Raw genomic sequence first — 22,580 nt, forward strand, 5'->3', positions numbered from 1 at the left:
GTCTATTTGATAAATATTATTACGTATTATGTAATACGTAATAATTGCTTTTTAGCCCTTAAATACCGACAATGGCGGCTATAAAATTCCCCGCAAGGATGTCATATGGCCCGCAACGGCATTCAGTACAGCGATGTTCAACACGCCATTGATGAATTACTCGCCCGCGGCGACACACCCAGCGTGCAGCGTATCCGCGATGTACTGGGCACTGGCAGTTTTACAACGATTAGTGATCACTTCCGCCTTTGGCGCAGCGAGCGCGAACAAAATCGTGATGTGCCGCCACCCAAAGGTGTGCCGGAAGTGGTCGTCACCATGGCCAGCGAGCTATGGCGTGAGGCCCAAAATGTGGCCAATCAAACGCTGCTCCACTACCGCGAAGATGCCAATCGACAGGTAGAGGACGCGCAGCGGCTAGCGGAAGAAGCTAAACAGCAGGCGGCAAACGCCGAGCAGCGTGAAAGCGCCCTGGCCGAGCACTTACGCCACATTGAGCAACGAATGGAGGCACTTAATCGGGAACTAGCCGCCAGTCAGACCAGTGAACGCCACTGGCATCAGTTGGCCGAAGCGTCACAAGGAGAGGCCAAACAACTCAAGCAAGTTCAGCAACAGTTAGAGAGTCAGGCAGAAGCGCAGCGCGAAGCCCATCACCTTGCTCTCAACGAACAGCAAGCAGCCTGGGAACAGCGGCTGTTACAAGAAGAGCAGCGTCACGAAGCGGCTGAAGGAAGATTGATGGCGATGCTGGATAGCGCCCAGCAGGCGCGTACGCAAGAAGAAAAGAGCTTCCAGAAACGGCTCCAGCAATCAGACCAGCGGATTGAAGGATTGAGCCAAGAGCTAAAATCCAAGCAGCAGGCATTGCATCAGCGGCAGTTGGAAGCCAGCGAGCGGGATCAGCAGCTTAGTGAGGCTCAGCAGCAAAACAGCGTGCTGGAAAAGCAGCACCAAACACTCGCAGAGCAGTTGGAGGAAGCGCAGTCGGCGTTAAAACACCAAGCGCAACGGCATGCCGATCAGGAAACAGCGCTACAACAAGCCTGGCAAGAGAAGCTCTGGGCACGGATGGAAGCACTCCAGCAACAGTTAACTGATTTGCCCTCCTCGTTGGAAGAGAAACAGCCAACGCCAAAGCGTTAATATAGCTAGCAAACTTTAGCCAAAACCGTAGGCTCGCGCACAAAAAAAGCCCAGCACGAGGCTGGACTTTTCTGATTTGGTATCGTGGTATTGCATTTAAATTTAGCGGTAGTAGGCGTTGGTGGTATCGGTATGGTCGGTCACGTCGCGAATACCCGCAAGCTCAGGGATTCGCTCCATTAACGTCTTCTCAACGCCATCCTTAAGGGTTAAATCAACCGCTGCGCAGCCCTGGCAACCGCCGCCAAAAGCTAAGACAGCATATTGCTGTTCAGTCAGCTCAACCAGCTTGATTTCCCCACCGTGGGCCGCGAGCCCTGGGTTAATCTCGCTGTAAAGCACGTAGTTAATACGGTCTTCCAGCGGACTATCCGCATTTACCTTGGGCATCTTGGCGTTGGGCGCCTTGATGGTTAGCTGGCCGCCCATACGGTCGGCGTTGAAATCCACCACCGCGTCTTCCATAAAGGCCAAGCTGTTTTTGTCGAGATAAACATTGATCTTCTCGAGTTCTAGCAGCACATCCGTCGGCTCTTCTTCACCCGGACGGCAGTAAGCCAAGCAGGTCTCTGCGTAAGGCGTGCCCGGCTGGGTAATGAAGATGCGTACGGCGATACCTTCAACATTCTGCTTTTCCAGCAGTTCTGCCAGGTATTCTTGCGCGCTATCGGTAATATCAATACTTTGGGTATCGATATTGGTATCTGTTTCGCTAGTCGTGGTCATGAGGGCTGTCTTCCTCCCGTGGTAGTGGCGGACGCCACTTCACATGTCATTTGTCACTATGGTAAGCAAAACGGCGCGCTGACACAATCCCGACTGTTTTAGTAGACTATTTAAATGCTGTTTCTCAAACGCGTGTAGTGATTGTCTTAGCTTATGCACCGTATAGCGCTCCCTGGGGGCGCCTTTTGCTATGCCTTTTGTTATCATTATGCGCCTTATTACGACAGATACTGCTTTTCCGACGATAACAACATCCCCTTTGACGACTGTGACGCTGGAGAACTCCCCCTGCCATGGCTGATAGTGCTTTGACCGCAACCCTCACCCAACGCCTTGCCGAACGTATCCTAATTCTGGACGGCGGCATGGGCACCATGCTGCAGAATGCCCAGCTGAGCGAGGAGGATTTTCGTGGCGAACGGTTCAGTGACTGGCCCTCTGATCTCAAAGGCAACAACGACCTGCTCGCGCTCACCTGCCCTGATGTTGTCACGCGGATTCACCGCGACTATTTAGAGGCCGGTGCGGACATCATCGAGACCAATACTTTTAACAGCACCCAGCTGTCTCAGTCCGATTACGGTATGGAAGCGCTGGTGGTGGAACTCAACCGCGAGTCAGCGCGTCTCGCCCGCGAGGTGTGTGATGCTGTTGCCGCCGAAACCGGCGTGCCCCGTTATGTCGCTGGCGTGTTAGGCCCCACCTCGCGCACCGCGTCGCTATCGCCGGATGTTAATGACCCGGCCAAGCGCAATGTCACCTTTGATGAGCTTCGCGAGAACTACTACGAAGCCGCGGAAGCTCTTATTGCGGGCGGTGCCGATCTGATCATGATCGAAACCATCTTCGATACGCTCAACGCCAAAGCGGCTATCTATGCCCTGGAAGAGCTGTTTGACGCTCGCGGCGAACGCTTACCGGTAATGATCTCCGGCACGATTACCGATGCTTCAGGCCGTACCCTATCCGGCCAAACCACCGAAGCGTTCTGGAACTCGGTGCGCCACGCCCAGCCGTTATCCGTTGGCTTGAACTGTGCCTTAGGCGCCGAAGAGCTTCGCCCTTACCTGGAAGAGCTTTCATCCAAGGCCGACACTTTTGTCTCCGCGCACCCCAACGCGGGCCTGCCCAACGAGTTTGGTGAGTACGACCAAACACCGGAAGAGATGTCCGAGATCGTCAGTGAGTTCGCATCTAGCGGGCTGGTCAATATTATCGGCGGCTGCTGTGGCTCCACACCTGAACATATTCGCGCGATTGCTGATTCCGTTCGGGATATGGCGCCGCGCTCTATTCCCGAGCGCAGCCGCGCCTGCCGTTTATCCGGTCTTGAGCCGTTCAATATTGAGGCCGACTCACTGTTCGTCAACGTAGGCGAGCGTACCAACGTCACCGGCTCGGCGCGCTTCAAGCGCCTGATTGTAGAGGAAGACTTCACCACCGCCTTGGAAGTTGCCCTTGAGCAGGTAGAGAACGGCGCCCAGATCATCGATATCAATATGGACGAAGGCATGCTCGAGTCCAAGGAAGCCATGGAGCGCTTCCTTAACTTGATCGCCGGTGAGCCCGATATCGCCCGTGTGCCGATCATGATCGACTCCTCCAAGTGGGAGATCATCGAAGCGGGTCTAAAGTGCGTTCAAGGCAAGGCGGTGGTGAACTCCATCTCGCTCAAAGAAGGAGAAGACGCCTTCCGTGAACAGGCAACCAAATGCCGTCGCTTTGGTGCTGCCATTGTGGTGATGGCGTTTGACGAAGAAGGTCAGGCAGATACCTTTGCGCGTAAAACCGAGATTTGTCAGCGCGCCTACCGTCTGCTGGTCGATGAAATCGGCTTCCCTGCCGAAGATATCATTTTCGACCCGAACATCTTCGCCATCGGTACCGGGATCGAAGAGCACAATAACTACGCAGTCGATTTTATCGAAGCGACCCAGTGGATTCGCGACAACCTGCCCCACGCCATGGTGTCTGGCGGCGTTTCCAACGTCTCGTTCTCGTTTCGTGGCAACAATCCGGTGCGCGAAGCGATTCACTCAGCGTTTCTTTATCATGCGATCCGCGCTGGCCTCACCATGGGGATTGTTAACGCGGGCCAGCTCGCCGTTTATGACGACCTCCCCGCCGAGCTGCGCGATGCCGTTGAGGATGTGGTGCTCAACCGCCGTAGCGATGGCACCGAGCGCCTGCTGGATATTGCCGACAAGTACAAAGGCGACGGCAGCGGCGCTCCCAAAAAAGAAGACCTTGAGTGGCGCAGTTGGCCGGTTAACAAACGTATTCAGCATGCGCTGGTTAAAGGGATTACGGTGTATATCGAAGATGACACCGAAGAGGCCCGCGCCCAGGCTGAGCGCCCTATCGAGGTCATCGAAGGCCCGTTGATGGACGGCATGAATGTCGTCGGCGATTTATTTGGCGACGGAAAAATGTTCCTGCCTCAGGTGGTCAAGTCCGCACGAGTCATGAAGCAGGCCGTGGCCTACTTGATTCCTTATATCGAGGCTGAGAAAAGCGAAGAGACCAAAGCCAAAGGCAAGATCGTCATGGCCACGGTCAAAGGCGATGTTCACGATATCGGTAAAAACATCGTTGGCGTTGTGCTGCAGTGTAATAACTACGAAGTAATTGATCTGGGCGTCATGGTGGCCGCCGATAAGATTCTGCAGGCGGCCAAAGATCACAACGCGGATATTATTGGTCTTTCCGGGCTGATTACTCCGTCGCTGGATGAAATGGTTCACGTGGCCAAGGAGATGCAGCGTCGGGGTATGGATTTACCGCTGCTGATTGGTGGTGCCACTACCTCCAAAGCCCATACCGCCGTCAAGATCGAGCCACAGTATGAGCACCCGGTCATCTATGTCACCGATGCCTCACGCGCCGTGGGTGTTGCAGGCCGTTTGCTGGCGCCCAATCAAAAAGCCGCTTATGTAGCTGAAATTCGCGAAGAGTACGAAAAGGTGCGTGAGCGTAATGCCAAGCGCCGCCCCAAAGCAGCGGACCTGGATTACACCCAGGCGCGCAAGCGGCGCTTCCGCACCGACTGGAACGCTCATACCCCAGCCGAACCCAATATGCTGGGGCTAAAAACGTTCGACGACTACGATCTTGAAGAATTGATTGAGCGCATCGACTGGACCCCCTTCTTCATGAGCTGGCAACTGGCGGGCAAGTATCCCAAGATTCTTGACGACAAGGTGGTAGGTGAAGCAGCCCGCAATCTGTTTGAAGACGCCAAAGTCATGCTGCGCAAGTTGGTAGAAGAGAAGCGCGTGCAGGCCCGCGGCGTCATCGGACTATGGCCCGCTAATAGCGTGGATGATGACGTAATCGAGGTGTATGCCGACGAGTCGCGCAGCGAAGTCATTGAACGTCTTTTCCACATTCGTCAGCAAACAACGAAAGGACGCGACGGTATCTGCTATAGCCTGGCCGATTTTATTGCGCCGAAAGAGAGCGGCAAACCCGACTGGATTGGTGGTTTCGCAGTCACTACCGGTCACGGTGTCGATGAGCTCTCCAAAGCGTATGAGGCGGCCGGTGATGACTACAATGCCATCATGGTGCAGGCATTAACGGATCGCCTGGCGGAAGCCTTTGCCGAACGTATGCACGAACGCGTTCGCAAAGAGTTCTGGGGCTATGTGCCGGATGAAACGCTGGACAACGATGCTCTGATCGCCGAGAAATATCAGGGCATCCGCCCTGCCCCTGGCTACCCCGCCTGCCCGGATCATACCGAAAAAGCGGCCCTCTTCCGGCTGCTGGACGCGACTGAAAATACCGGGTTGGCGTTGACTGAAAACTTTGCCATGTGGCCAGCGGCCGCGGTTTCCGGTTGGTACTTTGCGCATCCCCAGTCGAAGTACTTCTCGACGGGCAAAATCACACGGGATCAGGTAGAGGCTATTGCCGCCCGTAAGCAGATGCCCCTTGAGGAAATGGAGCGCTGGCTCTCGCCGGTGCTCTCCTACGACCCGAGCTAACCATTGCCGTTTGCACAACGCCATGGCCGGGTATTACGCTTGGCCTTTCCCATCATGTTGGGCATGCTGTCGCAAAGCGTGCTCAATTTGGTCGATGCTGCCCTGGTCGGTCATTTGGGTGAAGTGGCACTGGCCGGCGTAGGCGTGGGTGGTTACGCCATGTTCATGTTAAGCGCGGTCGTGTTTGGCCTCTCTTCCAGTGTGCAATCGCAAACCGCGCAACGCTTGGGCGCGGCCCGATCAGGGCTCTGCCACCCGCTTCAGTCAGGCTTGGTGCTCGGTCTTGCCGTGGCCCTACCGCTTTCCCTGTGGGCATGGTGGCAGGCACCGCTGCTGATTGGCTTTATCACTGACGCACAGGACGTACACGGCGTTGCCGTCGACTATTTCCGTTGGCGCGTCGTGTCGCTGGCGGCCATCGCTTTGACGCTTTGTTTTCGCGGCTACTGTAATGGACGCCAGCAGACACACCTCTATTTGCGTATCATCGTGGTGGTTCACCTGCTCAATGTGGGGCTAAGCGCCGGGTTGATTTATGGCTTGGCAGGTTTACCCGCCTTGGGGCCTAATGGTGCTGGTGCGGGCACTACGCTATCGCTGTGGGCAGGCTTGATGGCGTGGTATTGGGTGACGACAACGCATGTATCCTTGCCATCCGTGTTGACTCAATTACCGTGCCTGATCACGCTACGCACTACCCTACGCCTTGCCGTGCCTCATTCAATGCAGCAGCTTTTATTTGCAGCGGGCTACGCGGTACTATTTTGGCTGTTAGGCCAGCTAGGAACCGCTAGTGTCGCGGTTGGCCATGTGCTGGTTAATTTGTCATTGTTACTGATCTTGCCGGGCGTGGGCGTTGGGGTAGCCGCGATGAGCTTAGTCGGTGAAGCGCTAGGCCGCGATGCCCAACAAGAAGCTCATCGCTGGGGCTTGGATGCATTAACAATCGCTTGGTTGCTGCTGCTGTTGCTGGCATTACCCATGCTGCTGTTGCCAGCGTACGTATTGAGCCTGTTTTTCAGCGATCAGGCGCTAGTAACCCTTGGGGCCCTGCCGCTGCAGTTAACCGGCGTGATGATTGTATTCGATGCGGCAGCATTGGTGCTTGCCCAGGCGCTGATGGGTGCGGGGGCTCAGCGTACCGTTATGCTGCTGACTCTGGGGATGCAGTGGCTGCTATTTCTGCCGTTGGCTTGGTGGGTAGGCATCAGTCTTGAATACGGGTTGCTGGGTATCTGGTTGATGCAGCTACTTTACCGCTTGATTAATTCAGTCGGATTTTTATGGGTATGGCAACGTCGCCGTTGGGTCGCGCTGGCTGTCTAGTCCCGCTGCCTAACCGCCGGTCTTTTGGCCAGCCCTTTGTTTGATTATCATCTAAATAGCTTTTAGTGATAAAAAGATAATTATATATTCTTTTGTAGAATATGACGCCCGCGTTAAGGTGACGCTACATTAACGTCCGTCTCAACGTGACCATTTCGCTTTTTAGCAGGATCGTGCCACATGTACCGTTATGATATTCACGACCAAACACTGGTTGATGAGCGTGTCGCTCAGTTCCGCGACCAAATGGAACGCTACCGCGCTGGGCGTTTGGGTGAAGAAGAGTTCCGCCCATTAAGGTTGCAGAACGGTCTCTATATTCAACGCCATGCGCCCATGCTGCGTATTGCGATACCTTACGGCATGCTGGCGGGTAATCAGCTACGTGCCCTTGCTGAGATTACTCGTCGTTATGACCGTGGTTACGGCCACTTCACCACACGACAGAATCTACAGCTGAACTGGCCCGCCCTTGAGGATGTGCCGGATATTTTGGCAGATCTGGCCAAAGTACAAATGCACGCAATTCAGACCAGCGGCAACTGTATCCGTAACACGACCAGCGACCAGTTTGCTGGTATCGCCAATGATGAAGTGGAAGACCCGCGCCCCTGGTGCGAGCTGATTCGTCAGTGGTCTACCCTGCATCCTGAATTTGCCTATCTGCCGCGCAAATTCAAAATCGCCGTCAGCGGTGCAGCCCAAGATCGCGCCGCGATTCAGGTACACGATATTGGCCTACGCCTATGGCGCAATGCTGATGGCGAGCTGCGCATTAAAGTTTTGGCCGGTGGTGGGCTTGGCCGCACGCCAATGATTGCGGACGTGGTACGTGAAGACCTGCCCTGGCAGCACCTGCTGACCTATCTGGAAGCCTGTGTGCGGGTTTACAACCAGTTCGGTCGTCGTGATAACAAGTTCAAAGCGCGGATCAAGATTCTCGTCAAAGCACTGGGCATCGAAGAGTTCCGCCGCCGGGTTGATGAAGAGTGGGCGCACCTGAAAGATGGCCCGCAAACACTCAACCAAGCAGCGGTCGATGCGGCCAAGGGCCACTTCCCCGAGCCGGAGCGTCGCCCGGTGGCGGAAAACGCCAATGAAGCGTTTGACGAACTGCGTGCTGAGAATCGCAGCTTCGCCCGCTTTGTGACCAATAACGTCTCGGATCACAAAGTGCCTGGCTATAAGGCGGTAACGCTTTCCCTGAAGCGTCGTGAGCATGCGCCCGGCGATGTGACTGCTGATCAGATGGAAGCCGTCGCCGATTTGGCTGATCGCTACAGCTTTGGTGAAGTACGCGTTACTCACGAGCAGAACCTAGTGCTTTCTGATGTGCCGGTCGATGAGCTGGAAGCACTGTGGAAAGAGCTTGATGCGCTGGGCATGGCTAATCCTACGGTCGGTACGCTCAACGATATTATCTGCTGCCCTGGCGGTGACTACTGCAGCCTAGCCAATGCGGTGTCTATCCCCATCGCTCAAGCGCTGCAGGAGCGTTTTGAAGATCTGGATTTCCTTTACGACCTTGGCCCGCTGGATCTGAATATTTCCGGCTGCATGAATGCCTGTGGCCACCACCACGTGGGGCATATCGGTATCTTAGGCGTCGATAAAAAAGGCGAAGAGTTCTACCAGATCTCCATTGGCGGTAACTCCACCGATGATGCGTCACTGGGTAAAATTCTAGGCCCATCATTTTTCCGCTCTGACGTGCCGGATGTCGTCGAAAAAGTATTAGAAGTCTATGTGGCGCAGCGCCATGAAGACGAGCGCTTCCTGGATACTTATCGCCGTATTGGCTTAAAACCCTTTAAGGAGCGTGTCTATGCCTAATAGCCCTGAGCCTAATAAAACAGATGAGACGCAAACTGAAGCAGTTGAGCAGACGCCAGTACATGTTGATCATTTGATAGCTAACGGCGAGCTAGCGGCAGAGAACGCTTGGTGTGTCTCCTACGATGTGGAAACGCTTCCTGAACAGCGCCCGGCGTTTGTACCGCTGGCGCTGTGGCAAGCCAATCAGGAGGATGCCGAGTTGGCGCCACTGCTCACCAGCGACACCGAACTGACAGCCGAGTTGGCGCAGCAGCTTGGCAACGCCCAGGCTATTGCGATTGACTTTCCTGCCTTCACCGATGGGCGTGGCTACAGCCTGGCGCGCCTGCTGCGCGAGCGCTACGGTTATGAGGGCGAAGTTCGTGCAGTGGGCGATGTGCTGGTTGATCAGCTGGACTACATGCGACGCTGCGGGTTTTCGAGCATGGCATTGCGCGATGATCAGCACCCAGAGGATGCCCTGCGTGCGCTAAGCTTTATCAGCGTTCGCTACCAGCCTGATGTGGAAGAGCGTCAGGCGCTGTTTGAACGCCGCTTAACCGCTAGCGAGTAGTTTTAAAATGACGTAAAAGGGCAGCTTCGGCTGCCCTTTTTGCTGTCCTTGACCCGTCCTGAATAGAGTTGACACGTTCCCGTCCTTATTTTGGGAGAGCGTGATGAGTCAACGAGTTAAGCGCACACAGAAAGACTACACACTGGCCTTTAAACAGGCCGTGGTAGAGCAAGTGGAACGTGGCGAGATGACCTATAAACAGGCGCAGAGTCGTTACGGTATTCAAGGTCGCACGACGGTATTAAAGTGGTTACGTCGATATGGTCATCAGGACTGGAGTCCCGGTGCCACACAGCGCTCTAGAAGGAGTCCCGACATGCCCCGGCCACTTACCCCTGAACAACGGATCAAAGAGCTTGAAGAGAAGTTGCGGCTTGCTGAGCAAAAGGCTCAGTTCTTCGAAGCTGTTGTGGAGGTGATGGAGAAGGATTACGGGGTGTCCGTAAAAAAGCAGCCAGACAAGTCCTCACGCAAGAACGTGTTGCCGGATTAACCATCAGCAGGGTATGCCACCTTCTCGGCATCAGCCGCCAGGCTTGGTATCAGGCCAAAAAAGCGCAGCAGTCGCGAGAGGCCCGGGAGCAGCGGATCGTCGATTTTGTTCGAGACATACGACTTACCCAGCCTCGACTAGGCACCCGCAAGCTGCATCACTTGCTGCACCGCCAAGCAGATCAAGAGTTGCACGTGGGACGAGATCAGCTCTTTCAGGTCCTTCGTACGCGGCGTCTGCTGGTGCCCATACGCCGAGCTTATCATAAGACGACGCACAGCCATCATCGCTTCCGGCGACATCCGAACCTGCTCAAGCCAGGCCCCGAGCAGGTGGTTGCCTGCCGCCCTAATCAGGTCTGGGTCGCTGACATTACCTATCTACCGACGCGTCACGGGATGAGCTATTTAAGTCTGGTCACCGATGCTTACTCCCGCAAAATCGTCGGTCATCACGTCCATGAGAGCTTACGTAGCCAGGACGTAGAGCAAGCGTTACGCAACGCTCTACGCCAACGGTTAGGAAGCGAGCCGTTAATCCACCACTCGGATCGAGGCATCCAATACTGCTGTGACAGCTATCAGAAGATACATCGCCAGTACGGTATCCAGTGCTCAATGACAGACGGTTATGACTGTTATCAAAACGCTCTCGCAGAACGTGTAAACGGAATATTGAAGACTGAATTTCTCTTGGTTCAGCCAGGAGATGTTTGTCAGGCGCGTACGATGGTGAATGAGTCCGTCGAGATATATAACAGTCAGCGGCCGCACCTAGCGCTGAAATACAAAACGCCCAATGCAGTGCACTGGGCGTTTGAGATGAAATAAGTGTCAATCTATTTTAGGACTAGACACCTTTTGACGGTTAGGCCAACAGATTAGCCTCGTCGCTTCTGCTGGCGTTCGCGGTTATTGGCTTTGGCACGGTCACTCTTGCGCAGCATGACCCAGGTGGCGCCTAGCCCCCCTTCTGAAGACTGGGCGGACACATACGCCTGGACTTCCTCAAACTGGCTGAGCCACTTGGCAAGATAAGAACGCAGCACGTTGGCAGGGCTGTCGATTTCGCGCCCCCGGCCATGAACAATCATGACTGAGCGCAAGTCATGGGCATAGGCTTCCTGAATGAACGGGAACAGCATTCGGCGGCACTCACTCAAGGGTCGCCGCAGCAGGTGCAGCTGTGATTGAACGCTATAACCGCCATGCTTTAATTTATCGACCACGCCTTGCTGAATACCCTCACGCCGATACTCCATCGGGTCGAACGGAGGAAGCAGGTCGACAAAGTCATCGGATAGAAAGTTGCGCGCCCCCATCTCCTCTTCCGCCCATTCACGGCGAGCCAGCTGCGCCTCAGAAGGCCTTTTGCGATTAGCGCCAGGGTCTGCACGATTGCTTGGTGGTAGTGGCTTAACGTCGCCGATTAGATCACGAAAATCCATATCATCACGAAGTGGCTGATTCATTGCAGGCTCCTCCGGCAGGATCAAAAGACCATCTATGTTACAGAGATAGCCTAGCAAATCTGACCACTTTGCTTAAGCAGATAAAATAAGTCGATTACTCAGGATGTGAAGCATAGCGCTCAAAACATGGGGCTTAAATTATAGAGCTTGTTTTCACCACGTTGGCACGCCAAGCTATGCAGCCACTTTTTCATCATCAATCCGAGGCGCTTTGGTTTGGCTAAAATGGTGTGGCTTAAACGCCTTTTTGTTATCGCTGGTGTGGGGTTGCTCAGTCTAGCGGGATGGTTATGGTTAACCATGCTGAGCCCGTGGTTTTACGACCGCCCGGAGGATCTGGCCGACATCGAACAGCGCCCTCATCAGGTCTTCGTATACGGCACGCTGCGCTATGCGCCCATTCGCCTGGTGGTTATGGGCAGCTTCGGCGCCCCTGAAAAGGCCGTTCTTGAGGACTACCAGCGAGATGGACTGGACCTTTCCCCCCAGCCTGGGAGTGATGTAGAAGGCCTGCTGCTCCATGTGGATGCTGATGAACTGGCCCGCCTTGACCGCTATGAACGACTGGGTATTCGTTATGAGCGAATGGAAATCACCCTCAGCGATGGCAGGCGCGCCTGGGTTTATCTACGTTTACCGACGCTAGAAAATACGTTTGTACCAGACGCGGACTTACCAATAGCTCTGGTACCATAGGCAACCATGTTATGTGCTATTCGCGTGACAGCTTCCATGATCCTAGCCAGGAATAATGATGAGTGAAATGACTCCGTACGTTTTGGTGCTCTACTACTCCCGCTCTGGGGCAACGGCCACCATGGCGCAGCAGATTGCCGCAGGTGTAGAAAGTGTGCCCGGCATTCAGGCACGCTTGCGCACAGTGGCACCGGTTTCAACCACCTGTGAAGCCGTCGATCCCGAGATTCCTGAACAGGGCGCGGTATATGCTGACTTAGACGATTTACGCAACTGCAGCGCACTGGCGCTCGGTAGCCCAACACGGTTTGGCAACATGGCCGCGCCGCTGAAATATTTTATCGACTCTACCAGTAGCCTCTGGATGAACGGTGCGCTGATTGATAAACCCGCCTGCGCGTTTACCTCGACATCGAGCCTGCACGGTGGCCAAGAAAGCACACTGCTAACCATGCTGGTACCACTCCTGCATCATGGCATGGTCTATGCGGGCGTGCCGTACAGTGAAACCACGCTGCTGGAAACCCACACCGGCGGCACACCCTACGGTGCCAGTCACTTGGCCGGTACTCGCAGTGATCGCTCGTTGGATGAGCACGAGCGCGCGCTATGCGTGGCCCAGGGCAAACGGTTAGCGCGGCTCGCCCTTGCCCTGCACGCTATGCGTCAGGAGGCATTATGAGACAGTGGTTAGAAGACGTAGAAGCCCGTCATGGGATTGATAAGCTCACACAGCGAACCCGCCAACTGGTGTTGGCCAGCTTTGCTATTTTATTGGTGCTGGTTATTTACCGAGGCTTTCTAGTACAAGGCGACGAGTTTAACTGGCGCCCGGTGTTAGCCTTTGTCCTGCCCCTGGTACTGTTCCTGCCTTCCATCATTGGCCAGCGAGCCCGTGGTCATGCGTGGCTGGCATTTGTCAGCCTGCTCTATTTTACTCAGGGGATAATGCTGGCAACGTTGCCTGGGCAAAGTATGCGCGGGCTTTTAGAAGCGGCCGTTTCGCTGGCTCTATTTGCGGGGTGTATGGGCTATGCGCGTTTCCGTAGCCGGCAGCTACGCCAATAAATAGCTTTTAAAACCAAAGCCATACGACGACGCCAGCAGCTATTAGCAGAGCACCCAGCGCTCGTAAACGCAGCATGGAGGCAGTTAACGGCTCATTGTGAGCATCGATCGGCTGCTGGTGAAAGCGCTTGGTACCTCCCAGCATCGCCGCTAACAGCGGCTCTCCAAGCAGCCGATGTACCACCAGCCCGACCAAGTGCAGCCCAATCAAGATGATCAAGAGATCGCTATTCCACTGATGCAAAGTTCGCAACTGGCTACTAGCCCCTTCCCCAAACAAGCCATAGAGTGGCGCCTGAAAAAAGATGTCGTCGCTCAAAAACAGACCGCTGACTGCTTGAAAAGTGAGCGAGAGCAGCATGATCATCACCATCCAGCCGCCTAACGGGTTATGGCTGGCATAAGCACTCGGCTGTCGCTGGATGAGTGCCTTTGAATAAGCCATTGTTTTAGCCGGTAGATACAAAAATGTCTTGAATCTCGCATAGACACTACCCAGCACGCCCCATACCCAGCGAAAGACAAGTAACCCAAGTATCAGATAACCTGCTTGAGCGTGTACCTCCATGGGAAAGAGAAAAGGCGCGCCGCTGGTCTTGGTGGTATAAAATGAGATCAACATTGCCAGCACCAATCCCCAGTGAAACAGGCGCATCCAACTATCCCATACTTCAATTGCTACCTTGCCACGCATAGCCCTTTCCTCTATCAGCAGTAATGAGCTAACCGGTGGTGAGCCCGTATGGGTGAGACAGCTTCGCATTAATTCTAACTTTCTCATAGAATGCGGGACAGTTAGTCGCAGCCAAGTTTGTCTCTACCGGAGAAGTGACCGTCGTGAATAGGTGCGTTAAACATTCATTGATGGCGATCACTTGAGCTTTAAAGGCAGACCAGCGAACATGGAATAAATTCAAGGGAGAAGCATTCGATGACACGTAATATAGCCGATATCAGGCGTGATTATGAAGGCGGCAGGCTTGATGAATCCCAGGCACCTGACGATCCATTCGTGTTATTCGATGAGTGGTTCACTCTTGCGCTGGAGAAAGAGGGCAAGGATGGTAACGCCATGACGCTTGCCACCGTTGACAGTCAAGGCAGGCCCCACGCCCGGGTAGTACTATTAAAAGGGTTTGATGAGCGTGGCATGGTCTTTTTTACCAATTACCATAGCCATAAAGGCAGCGAGTTGAGCAATGTCCCCTTCGCTGCCATGACATTCTGGTGGCCTTCGCTCTCTCGTCAGGTGCGTATCGAAGGCCCCGTTGAGCCGGTGTCAGCCGAAGAGTCCGACGAGTACTTTGCCAGCCGCCCACGCGGCAGCCAGCTAGGCGCGTGGATTGCGACTCAGAGCGTTGTGATTCCCGATCGCAACTGGATCGAAGAGCGCCAAAACCGTTTCGAGCAAGCCTACGATGGTCAGGACATCCCTCGCCCTATCCATTGGGGTGGCTATCGCGTCGAACCGGAAATGATCGAGTTTTGGCAGGGTCAGCCTAGCCGCTTGCACGACCGGCTGCGCTTTGAACGCCGCGATGGTGGCGAATGGGGCCGCTTCCGGCTGGCGCCATAAACCAACACGATACGCCTAAGGCCTGACGATAAAACGCAGGCCTTTTGGGTTGTGCATCTTAGTCTGGCAAACTTTCCAGGCGGTGCCGCTGCCACTCGCTTTCGGGTTCGTTGAGACGCAGCACGGCATCTATGACCTGCTCTTCCATGTTGTAACGGCTCTTGAATCCCAGATGTTTCATCAAGGCCCGCATCGGGTGGTTGTCGACCATGATTTTGCCAATCATTTCCAGCGTGCCGATGTTGGTACAGTAAGCAATCATCTTTTTCATCAACAGGCTTCCAATGCCCAGCCCCTGCAGGTCATCCCGAATGATGATCGAAAACTCGGTACGGATATTGTCCGGGTCGTTCCATACCCTCACTACCCCTAGCATTTCTTTGCTGCCATCTTCGCTCAAGTGTTCGGCGATAAATGCCATCTGACGGTCATAATTGATATGCGACAGGATCGACAGATCGCGCTGAGTAAGATTGGACTTATTGTGGAAGTAGCGAAAGCGAATACTCTCTTCCGACAACTGGCGGTGGAAGGTGGTAATCAGGTGGGCATCTTCGGCGCGAATTGGTCTTACTTCTACCTTCCAGCCATTTTTGAGTGTTACCCATTCACGCAGCTCTTCCGGATACGGCATGATCGCAAAACGCGACGGCGTACCAAGATCCATGGCGAAATCCACAGCGACCATGCCATCGCGATTAAGCAGCAATGGGTTCACTTCCAGCCCACGCAAATCGCCCAAATCCGAGGCCATCTGCGATAGTTTCACCAGCATTTGGCACAGGTGCTGTATATCGCGTTCAGGGTCCGCGGAGTGTTCTCGGATTAGCGAAGCGGCATGGGTTCGGCCCACCACATCGGCGGCCAGGCTCATATTAAGCGGTGGTAGCGCTACTTGGCGGTCAGCCAGTACGTTGACCTTGTAGCCGCCGATACCAAAGACGATCAGCGGCCCAAACACAGGGTCGCGAGTAATACCTGCGCAAATTTGCATCGAGTGTTTGCCACGCTGCATAGGCTGCAAACAGTATTCACGGATCGCGTACTCGGGGAATTTCTCGGCTACCTTGTCGCCCAGCCGCCGCACGCCTTCAGCTACCTGTTCGGGTGTTTCCAAATCCTGCAGCAGGCCTGCCGAAATTTTATGCGGGTGTTTACGGTAGCGGTAAGGGCGGCAGTTGCCTTCATGAACCACCTTAAGCGCTTTGGTGCCGGGGATTTCTGTCGCGCGGGCAAGCGCTTCGTCCGGGTTCGCCAGATAGACGCTCGGCGCGGTTGGAATGCCATACGCCTCAAGCACCTGGGCGGTTTCCGAGTGGGTTAGCGTCTGCCTACCCTGCTCTTTTGCCCCTTTGATCAACGTGCGGCATTGGGCACGAATTTCCGGACTGGTTGAAAACGGCAAGCTGGGAGGGATCTCCTGCAACAGCGCCTGAACGCGTTGGTAAATCACCATATGCATAAACGCCTTGACCGCTTTTTCAGGCGAAATATAGGTCGGAATTCCGGCCAGATTACAGGCGTGTCTGGCGTTGAGTGCCTCTTTTAGGCCCATCCAACTAGTCAGCAGGTTACGGCGAAACTTCTTGCGGTTATCGATTAGGGCCTGGGCCGTCACCAGCGATGGGGCCATTCGTGTGGGCGCGTGCACCACTAGCACGGCGTCTACGTTGGCATCGGACGCGACAATCTCCAGTGCCTGGACAAACCTCTCGGGAGAGGCGTTACCGCCCAGGTCCACCGGATTCTCGCCTGGTTTACTCATATCGACTTCGCTACGGTGTAGCGCAGCCTGGGTTTCGGCGCTAAATTCAGCCAATTTGCCGCCGGCACTGATCAATTTATCGATGGCCAGCATGGCAGGACCCAAACCATTCGAGACAATCGCCAGGCGGTCGCCCTTCAGCGGCTTCATTCGCGAGAGGGTTTCCAGCGCGTCGAGCAGTTCGTCGGAGTCATCAACCCGCACAACGCCCGCACGGGCAAAAGCGGCATCAAACACCACGTCGCGGTTGGCGATACCAGGCGTCGGTGCCATGCCGGAAATATCCGACTCTGGTGTACGGCCGCTTTTGATGGCCAGCACCAAACGGTTGCGTGAGGCGTCACGTACGGCGGTCATAAAGTGCTGAGCGTCACTGATCCGCTCCAGATGCAACAATATGGCTTGCGCGGGAGAAAACTGGTTAACGTAATCGATTAGATCCGGCAGCAGCACATCAACGCTGTCGCCAACCGTAATCAGATGTGAAAAGCCGACATCCCGCCCCGCGGCCCAATCGATCATCGCATTGGCAAGCATACCGGACTGGCCAAGGTAGGCGACCTTATCTGCCTTGACCGGCTGACTGGCATACGAGGCGTTGAGTTTTTTACCCGGGACAATCAGCCCCATGCACTCCGGGCCCAGCACACGAATACCGGAGACGCGTGCCGCACTCAGCATGCGTTCGCGAATCGAGCCCTTGTTGCCCTTGTCGCGATCCAGATAGGCGCCTCCGGAGAGCACCAGGGCAGCCTTGACGCCGTGCTGACCAAGCTTTTTGATCAGGTCAGGCACGCCCTCGATAGGCGTGCAGACCACAGCCAGATCAGGTACCTCAGGCAGTTCACTCACCCGGCTCACGCAGGGGGCGCCGAATACCTGCGGGTACCCCTTGAGATTGACCGCCCAGAGCGCCCCCTTGAAGCCGCCCTCTTGAATATTTCTCAGCACTAAACCGCCCAGCGATGAGGGCTTTTCAGAGGCGCCAAACACCGCTAGTGTATGAGGTTCAAAGAAATGGTGTAAAAAGCGCGTGCTCACGAATGAGTCTCCCCTGACTAAATAGCGGCTGTACGACTTATTGACACTGTCGCGTAGGGCATGGAGGCGATTAAGGTGGCATCAATAATAATGGAGCGTTTGAATGATTACCGCCTACCTTACCCACCCAGACTGCTCATTGCACCATATGGGGCCGGAGCATCCCGAAAGCCCTCAGCGTCTGGAGGCTATTCGCGCTCGCCTATCGCTTGCAGGGTTATTACAGCAAACCATGCAGGCCGATGCCAAGGAAGCCTGCGAGGAGGCTCTTTCCAGAGTACACCCCTTGCGTCATTTGCGCTCCCTGGATAAGTGTTTGCCCACCGAGGGCATCGTTACGCTAGATAGCGATACCATGATGAACCCTGACAGCCTACAAGCAGCCCGGGTTGCCGCGGGAGCGGTTATCCGTGGGGTAGATCAGGTGTTTAAGCGTCAGGCGGATAACGTCTTTTGTGCTGTTAGGCCGCCAGGTCACCATGCGGAAGCCAGCGATGCGATGGGATTCTGTTTTTACAATAATATCGCCGTGGGGGCGGCCCATGCGCGAGCCAAATACGGCGCCAAACGTATCGCTATTTTGGATTTCGACGTGCATCAGTGCAATGGCACCATCGATATCTTTAAAAACGATCCCGAGGTGCTTATTTGCACCAGCTTCCAGTATCCGTTTTACCCATGGCGTTATCTGCGCAGCGAGTGGCAAAACGTTGTGAATACCCCGCTGGAAGTGGGCACCGATGGCCCAGAGTTCCGGCGCATCATTGAAAACCACTGGCTGCCTGCCCTGCACGCCTTTAAGCCTGACTTGGTGATGCTCTCCGCGGGTTTCGACGCTCACCGTGATGACCCTATGGGTGATATCTGTTTAGAGGATGAAGACTTCTACTGGATTACCCATCTGGCCATGGAGATCGCCACCCTGTATGCCGATAACCGCATTGTATCGGTGCTTGAAGGGGGCTATAACCCGAAGTCGCTAGCGAGTGGCGTTGAGGCGCATCTAAAAGCGCTTTTGGGGCTACCGTTTGCTGAAGTGCCCTAGCCCGGATTTCTCATAGCACCTCAGCAAGTACCGCACCCAGGCCGCCATGCTATTAAAAACCTATTGGTACATCTTAAATTGCCTACTTTTTAACCACTTTCCGTCGTTCAGATACACTTCCCCCTTTCCCCCATTGCGTCGGGCCGGGGGCGCCCGCGCATTCAGTTCGGCACCAACCGCCTGACGAGATCGGATAGTTGCGCTTTATAGGGGTAGCTGTCACTCATCAACACCCGGATTCGGCGCGTATTGCGGATGATGACCGCGCCCACTTTGATGAGTTTGAGCCTCAGGTTGCTTGGGCTCATGCGCTCAAAAGGGGTCTTCTTCAGGTAAGTACGTAAGCGCTCGAACAGCGTATAGGCGAAGCCCGATAAGATCAGCCGCCACTGATTGGCCCACCAGTGCGTACTGGAGGTCCGGTCAGCAAACAGGCTCAGTTGTTGATCCTTGATTCGGTTTTCCATGTCGCCCCGAGCACAATACTGCTCGTAGTAAAGCTTGAAGCCGTCGTCGTAACGGGAGCTGATGATAAATCGGGGATTGGAGCCCAGCTCGCTTTCTTCTAGACGAGCGACCACCCAGCGTGGGTATTTCCAAGAGTGTGCTTGATACGGGAAGCGGAACGTCTCTGCCACTTTGCCTCCCACCTGCCATTGGGTCTTGCGCACCAGCATCATGGGCACGTCCACTTCCTTGAGCAGCCGACTGTTCTTACCGATACCCACGATATAGTCAACGTGATGCCGATCGCACCAGTTCAGCATCCGGGGGCGACAAAAGTGACTATCACCTCGTAACACAATGCGCGTATCGGGCCAGTACTGGCGGATAAAGCGCACCAGTAACGCCAGGATGGCCCAGCTGTGATGGCTGTCGCTGTGGTCACTGGTACGCAGATAGCTCACTAGCAGATGGCGGCCACAGAAGACATACAGCGGGAAGTAGCAGTGGTGATCATAATAGCGGTTAAAGAACTTCCCGGGTTGCTCGCCGTGCACGGGAATATCGGTGCCATCAAAGTCCAGCACGATTTCCTTGGGGGGTTGGTCATGCTGCTCAATGAAGTGATGCCACAGTAACGCATGGGCCTTCACCATCGCTTGCCGGTCTACCTTCTGCTCGCTCCGACACAGTGTAGACTTACCCGCCAAGACTTCATCTTCACCTAGCGCGGTCTGAAGCGCTTGGTCGTAACGTAGGGCCTCATGGTCGTTAAAATCTTCGTAGCCCGCGGCGACACCGAACACCCGCTGACGCACCAGAGTGTCGAGCTTGTGACGAACCTGTTCCGGTGCGCGGGGATCATGAAGCACGGAGGCCAAGCGGTGCGTCAGACGATGTTGTTTATCGACTTCCCGTAGCAAGAGCAATCCAGCATCGGAGGTGATGTGGCCCCCAGAGAAATCGGCTTCAATTTGCCGGCGTGAGAGTGGCGAGAAGGTCAGTTTTTCAGGTACCATTTTGGAAGCGGCGGTTGGTGTTGGTTTTTGGTGTAAGGCCCTGAAACGTTAACACTTTCAGCCGCTTTCTTTTATACCCCGTGAGAAATCCAGGCTAGTAAATAGGCATCAGCGCACTTGCCTCTGTCGGCCGTTCTTAGCCGCTTCTTTGCTGTGATATCATGTCCGTTTACGCGCGCCTATAGACACGCACCGTTAGACAACGCAGCCAATGTGACGACCTATGACCGCTACGACTGAAGAGCATGCCGCGCTGCGTATTGCATCGGGAAGCAAACCCTTTGTTGAGCCGCTGCGTTTAGGCGAGCGGCTCAAACAGATTCGTCTCGCTAATCAGTGGACTTTGGAAGAGGTTAGCCAACGCACGGGCCTTGCCCGTTCAACGCTCTCTAAAATTGAGAACGATCAAGTCTCACCCACCTTTAGCGTAGTCCAAAAACTCACTACTGGGCTCAACATCGACCTGCCGCAATTACTTACGCCCCCAAAACGGGAGCGTTACACCATGGGGCGGCGCGATTTGACCCGTAAAGGCAAAGGACAACTGCACCCCACTCCTACCTACGAGCACGAGTTATTGGGCCATCAGCTCGCCCAAAAACGCATGATTCCCTTCAAGACCATCGTAAGGGCACGCAGTTTTGACGAATATCACCAATGGGTACGCCATGATGGTGAAGAGTTTTTGATGGTGCTGCATGGCGACATTATGCTTTACACCGAATTTTACGCCCCGTTAGTGCTAGCTGAGGGCGACAGCATCTATTTTGATAGTGATATGGGGCACGCCCTGGTATCCACCAGCCCAGAGGATGCCGTTGTTTTGTCGGTCTGTACACGCGGTGATGTGGCCTAAGGCTGTTCGCAAACCGGCGAGCTATTCACAGGGGTTATAGGCAGTTGGTGGGCTTCGGTAAACCGGCCAGGCGTGCGATCCGCTTTGCCGGACTGCCGGGGAAGAGCTGCATCAGGTAAATAGAACGCCCTTTTTCATCACCCAGTGCGTTTTTAGTTGCTTTCACCAGCGGCCGCATCGCCGGTGCCATTTCGTAACGCTGATAAAACGCCCTCACTACGTCGATGACTTCCCAGTGCTCAGCGGTAAGCGTTAAGCCCTCTTCTTCCGCCATTAAACAAGCAACGGATTCGTCCCACTGTGACTGATTAACAAGATATCCTTCTGGGTCTAGCGGATATCTGTTTTGCGAATCAAGATAACGGTATATTTTTGTCTCTGACATGCCTAGTACCAAGTAACTGTCTTTTCATACTGCTCAGTCAGCGCTACAAAGCCATCCACCTCTAGCGTGGGCAGCTCATTATCCGCGGCTATGTTTGTAAGCCCGCGGCTTACAAGGTCTTCCGATAGAAGGAATATGCGCGACTGACACTGCTGCCATGCCTCCCAGGTGGGATCTAGCGCAGCTGTAACGGCTTCTTCGATCAGCAGCACGGCATCCTGCCCCCCTATCGCTTGCTGCATTTGAGTGGATGCACTGCTGTCAGGCGCTTTGGTGAGGATGTGTAGAATCATAATGACGCTCACTTGGCCCTAGAAATTAAGTATCTTGGAATGTTGCTGCAAAATCCCAGGAACTTCCTGCTCGGTTATCATAGTAACGCCCCCTACCAGAGAGTCGGCGGATAGATACATCCCTTGCAGCGCCCCTTCGGTCACCCAAAGCTTGTCAATATCGTACATTTCCAACATATCAATGGTGGGCAGCGTGGCTTTTTGGCCCGGTGCGCCACTGCCCTGCTCTTTCAGCAGTGCCATTATACCCTGTCCCATAAACAGCAGATGCACGGGCTGGCCAAAGGCAGCCGCGACCAATGCGGCATCTAATCCTTCACGTAGCCAGTTTGAGCTATGTGGTGCGTGGCGAACTATCACTAATAGCGCATCAGGTGTTGCCATTAGCACTCCTTTAAGCAAACGTGATCAGACGATCAGTGCGTTGCTGCAGCTCAAGCAGTTGCCCAAGCCCGGTCAACTCGAAAGGCGGGGCTACATTAAAGGCCTGCTTGCCGTGTCGCTGCGCTTCTGATTCGCTCATCAACCCACGCCGCAACGCTGCGGCAATACAGACATCCAATTGAACCCCGTGCTGCTGGCTCAGTTCAGCCCAGGCCTCACTAAGATTGAGCTCATCCTGGGGGGGGGCCATCAACGAAGAGGCATTATGAACGCCGTCGTGATAAAAAAAAACACCCGTAATTTGATGTCCACGCGCTAGAACGGCATGAGCAAAACGCAATGCAGAGTGAGGAGCTGGGCTGCTATACGGCGCCCCCATCACCAATAAGCCGTACTGCATGATCTTAATACCTGATAACGGTTACCCTAAAAAAAGACAGGCCCTATCAAATAGGGCCTGTCATATCG

21 protein-coding genes are annotated in these 22,580 nt (G+C 54.7%); 12 read left to right on the top strand and 9 right to left on the bottom strand.

The window, feature by feature from the left end:
• Positions 1-105: 105 nt before the first annotated feature.
• Complete coding sequence (locus tag ACWI0H_RS10715; protein WP_485873444.1) at positions 106-1,146, top strand: DNA-binding protein; 1,041 nt, start codon at positions 106-108, stop codon at positions 1,144-1,146.
• Between the two features lie 102 nt (positions 1,147-1,248).
• Here the strand turns inward: ACWI0H_RS10715 and nfuA are convergent, their stop codons facing one another.
• Positions 1,249-1,872, bottom strand: a complete 624-nt coding sequence (gene nfuA, locus ACWI0H_RS10720; RefSeq protein ID WP_485873445.1) for a Fe-S biogenesis protein NfuA — start codon at positions 1,870-1,872, stop codon at positions 1,249-1,251.
• Between the two features lie 293 nt (positions 1,873-2,165).
• Between nfuA and metH the strand changes: the two genes are divergently transcribed.
• The 5 genes from metH (at position 2,166) to ACWI0H_RS10745 (ending at position 10,899) form a co-directional block, all read left to right on the top strand.
• Positions 2,166-5,861, top strand: coding sequence for a methionine synthase (gene metH / locus ACWI0H_RS10725; protein WP_485873446.1), 3,696 nt, complete (start codon positions 2,166-2,168; stop codon positions 5,859-5,861).
• Positions 5,862-5,915: 54 nt separating this feature from the next.
• A complete protein-coding gene (locus tag ACWI0H_RS10730; protein WP_485876204.1) occupies positions 5,916-7,187 on the top strand; it encodes an MATE family efflux transporter in 1,272 nt (423 codons plus the stop codon).
• 180 nt (positions 7,188-7,367) lie between these two features.
• Positions 7,368-9,020 (top strand): nitrite/sulfite reductase, encoded by a 1,653-nt coding sequence (locus ACWI0H_RS10735; RefSeq protein ID WP_485873447.1) that lies wholly within the window; start codon positions 7,368-7,370, stop codon positions 9,018-9,020.
• Positions 9,013-9,576 (top strand): DUF934 domain-containing protein, encoded by a 564-nt coding sequence (locus ACWI0H_RS10740; RefSeq protein ID WP_336273062.1) that lies wholly within the window; start codon positions 9,013-9,015, stop codon positions 9,574-9,576. Before ACWI0H_RS10735 ends, ACWI0H_RS10740 begins: the two co-directional genes overlap by 8 nt.
• 103 nt (positions 9,577-9,679) lie before the next feature.
• A protein-coding gene (locus ACWI0H_RS10745) for an IS3 family transposase (protein ID WP_336274203.1) occupies positions 9,680-10,899 on the top strand; the annotation gives its coding sequence in 2 pieces (ribosomal slippage) (positions 9,680-10,027 and positions 10,030-10,899; 1,218 coding nt in all).
• 50 nt (positions 10,900-10,949) lie between these two features.
• On the opposite strand, the gene smrA is transcribed toward ACWI0H_RS10745, so the two are convergent.
• Positions 10,950-11,540 (bottom strand): DNA endonuclease SmrA, encoded by a 591-nt coding sequence (gene smrA / locus ACWI0H_RS10750; RefSeq protein ID WP_008957944.1) that lies wholly within the window; start codon positions 11,538-11,540, stop codon positions 10,950-10,952.
• A gap of 225 nt (positions 11,541-11,765) precedes the next feature.
• Here smrA and ACWI0H_RS10755 point away from each other — a divergent pair, with 225 nt between their 5' ends.
• From ACWI0H_RS10755 to ACWI0H_RS10765, 3 genes are read left to right on the top strand one after another with little or no spacing between them, the layout of a single operon-like run.
• Positions 11,766-12,236 carry a gamma-glutamylcyclotransferase family protein gene (locus ACWI0H_RS10755; protein ID WP_485876206.1) on the top strand — a complete coding sequence of 157 codons (471 nt, stop codon included), beginning with the start codon at positions 11,766-11,768 and terminating at the stop codon, positions 12,234-12,236.
• Positions 12,237-12,294: 58 nt separating this feature from the next.
• Positions 12,295-12,918: an NAD(P)H:quinone oxidoreductase gene (wrbA, locus tag ACWI0H_RS10760; protein WP_485873448.1), complete on the top strand. Its 624-nt coding sequence runs from the start codon at positions 12,295-12,297 to the stop codon at positions 12,916-12,918.
• Positions 12,915-13,304, top strand: a complete 390-nt coding sequence (locus tag ACWI0H_RS10765; RefSeq protein WP_101145536.1) for a DUF2069 domain-containing protein — start codon at positions 12,915-12,917, stop codon at positions 13,302-13,304. Before wrbA ends, ACWI0H_RS10765 begins: the two co-directional genes overlap by 4 nt.
• 7 nt (positions 13,305-13,311) lie before the next feature.
• Here the strand turns inward: ACWI0H_RS10765 and ACWI0H_RS10770 are convergent, their stop codons facing one another.
• Positions 13,312-13,998 carry a cytochrome b/b6 domain-containing protein gene (locus ACWI0H_RS10770; RefSeq protein WP_485873449.1) on the bottom strand — a complete coding sequence of 229 codons (687 nt, stop codon included), beginning with the start codon at positions 13,996-13,998 and terminating at the stop codon, positions 13,312-13,314.
• 237 nt (positions 13,999-14,235) lie between these two features.
• Here ACWI0H_RS10770 and pdxH point away from each other — a divergent pair, with 237 nt between their 5' ends.
• A complete protein-coding gene (gene pdxH, locus ACWI0H_RS10775; protein ID WP_008957939.1) occupies positions 14,236-14,880 on the top strand; it encodes a pyridoxamine 5'-phosphate oxidase in 645 nt (214 codons plus the stop codon).
• 58 nt (positions 14,881-14,938) lie between these two features.
• On the opposite strand, the gene ACWI0H_RS10780 is transcribed toward pdxH, so the two are convergent.
• Entirely contained in the window at positions 14,939-17,686 is a 2,748-nt protein-coding gene (locus ACWI0H_RS10780; protein WP_485873450.1) for a bifunctional acetate--CoA ligase family protein/GNAT family N-acetyltransferase, read from the bottom strand.
• A gap of 103 nt (positions 17,687-17,789) precedes the next feature.
• On the opposite strand from ACWI0H_RS10780, the gene ACWI0H_RS10785 reads away from it, so the two are divergent.
• The gene (locus tag ACWI0H_RS10785) at positions 17,790-18,731 is read left to right on the top strand and encodes a histone deacetylase family protein (protein ID WP_133732483.1); all 942 of its coding nucleotides are present in this window, start codon (positions 17,790-17,792) and stop codon (positions 18,729-18,731) included.
• Positions 18,732-18,892: 161 nt separating this feature from the next.
• Here the strand turns inward: ACWI0H_RS10785 and ACWI0H_RS10790 are convergent, their stop codons facing one another.
• A complete protein-coding gene (locus tag ACWI0H_RS10790) occupies positions 18,893-20,194 on the bottom strand; it encodes an IS1380 family transposase (RefSeq protein ID WP_101146771.1) in 1,302 nt (433 codons plus the stop codon).
• A gap of 223 nt (positions 20,195-20,417) precedes the next feature.
• Here ACWI0H_RS10790 and ACWI0H_RS10795 point away from each other — a divergent pair, with 223 nt between their 5' ends.
• Positions 20,418-21,050, top strand: coding sequence for a helix-turn-helix domain-containing protein (locus ACWI0H_RS10795; protein WP_133732482.1), 633 nt, complete (start codon positions 20,418-20,420; stop codon positions 21,048-21,050).
• 34 nt (positions 21,051-21,084) lie between these two features.
• Here ACWI0H_RS10795 and ACWI0H_RS10800 read toward each other — a convergent pair whose 3' ends face one another.
• The 4 genes from ACWI0H_RS10800 to tusD are packed head-to-tail and all read right to left on the bottom strand — an operon-like array spanning position 21,085 to position 22,512.
• On the bottom strand, positions 21,085-21,435 hold the full coding sequence (locus tag ACWI0H_RS10800; RefSeq protein WP_227405185.1) for a TusE/DsrC/DsvC family sulfur relay protein: 351 nt from the start codon (positions 21,433-21,435) through the stop codon (positions 21,085-21,087).
• 2 nt (positions 21,436-21,437) lie between these two features.
• Positions 21,438-21,728: a sulfurtransferase complex subunit TusB gene (gene tusB, locus ACWI0H_RS10805; RefSeq protein WP_280111923.1), complete on the bottom strand. Its 291-nt coding sequence runs from the start codon at positions 21,726-21,728 to the stop codon at positions 21,438-21,440.
• Between the two features lie 18 nt (positions 21,729-21,746).
• Positions 21,747-22,112: a sulfurtransferase complex subunit TusC gene (tusC, locus tag ACWI0H_RS10810; RefSeq protein ID WP_133732479.1), complete on the bottom strand. Its 366-nt coding sequence runs from the start codon at positions 22,110-22,112 to the stop codon at positions 21,747-21,749.
• Between the two features lie 10 nt (positions 22,113-22,122).
• Entirely contained in the window at positions 22,123-22,512 is a 390-nt protein-coding gene (gene tusD / locus ACWI0H_RS10815; protein ID WP_223288893.1) for a sulfurtransferase complex subunit TusD, read from the bottom strand.
• Positions 22,513-22,580 lie beyond the last annotated feature (68 nt).

This window comes from Halomonas sp. NYA30, from assembly GCF_976980765.1.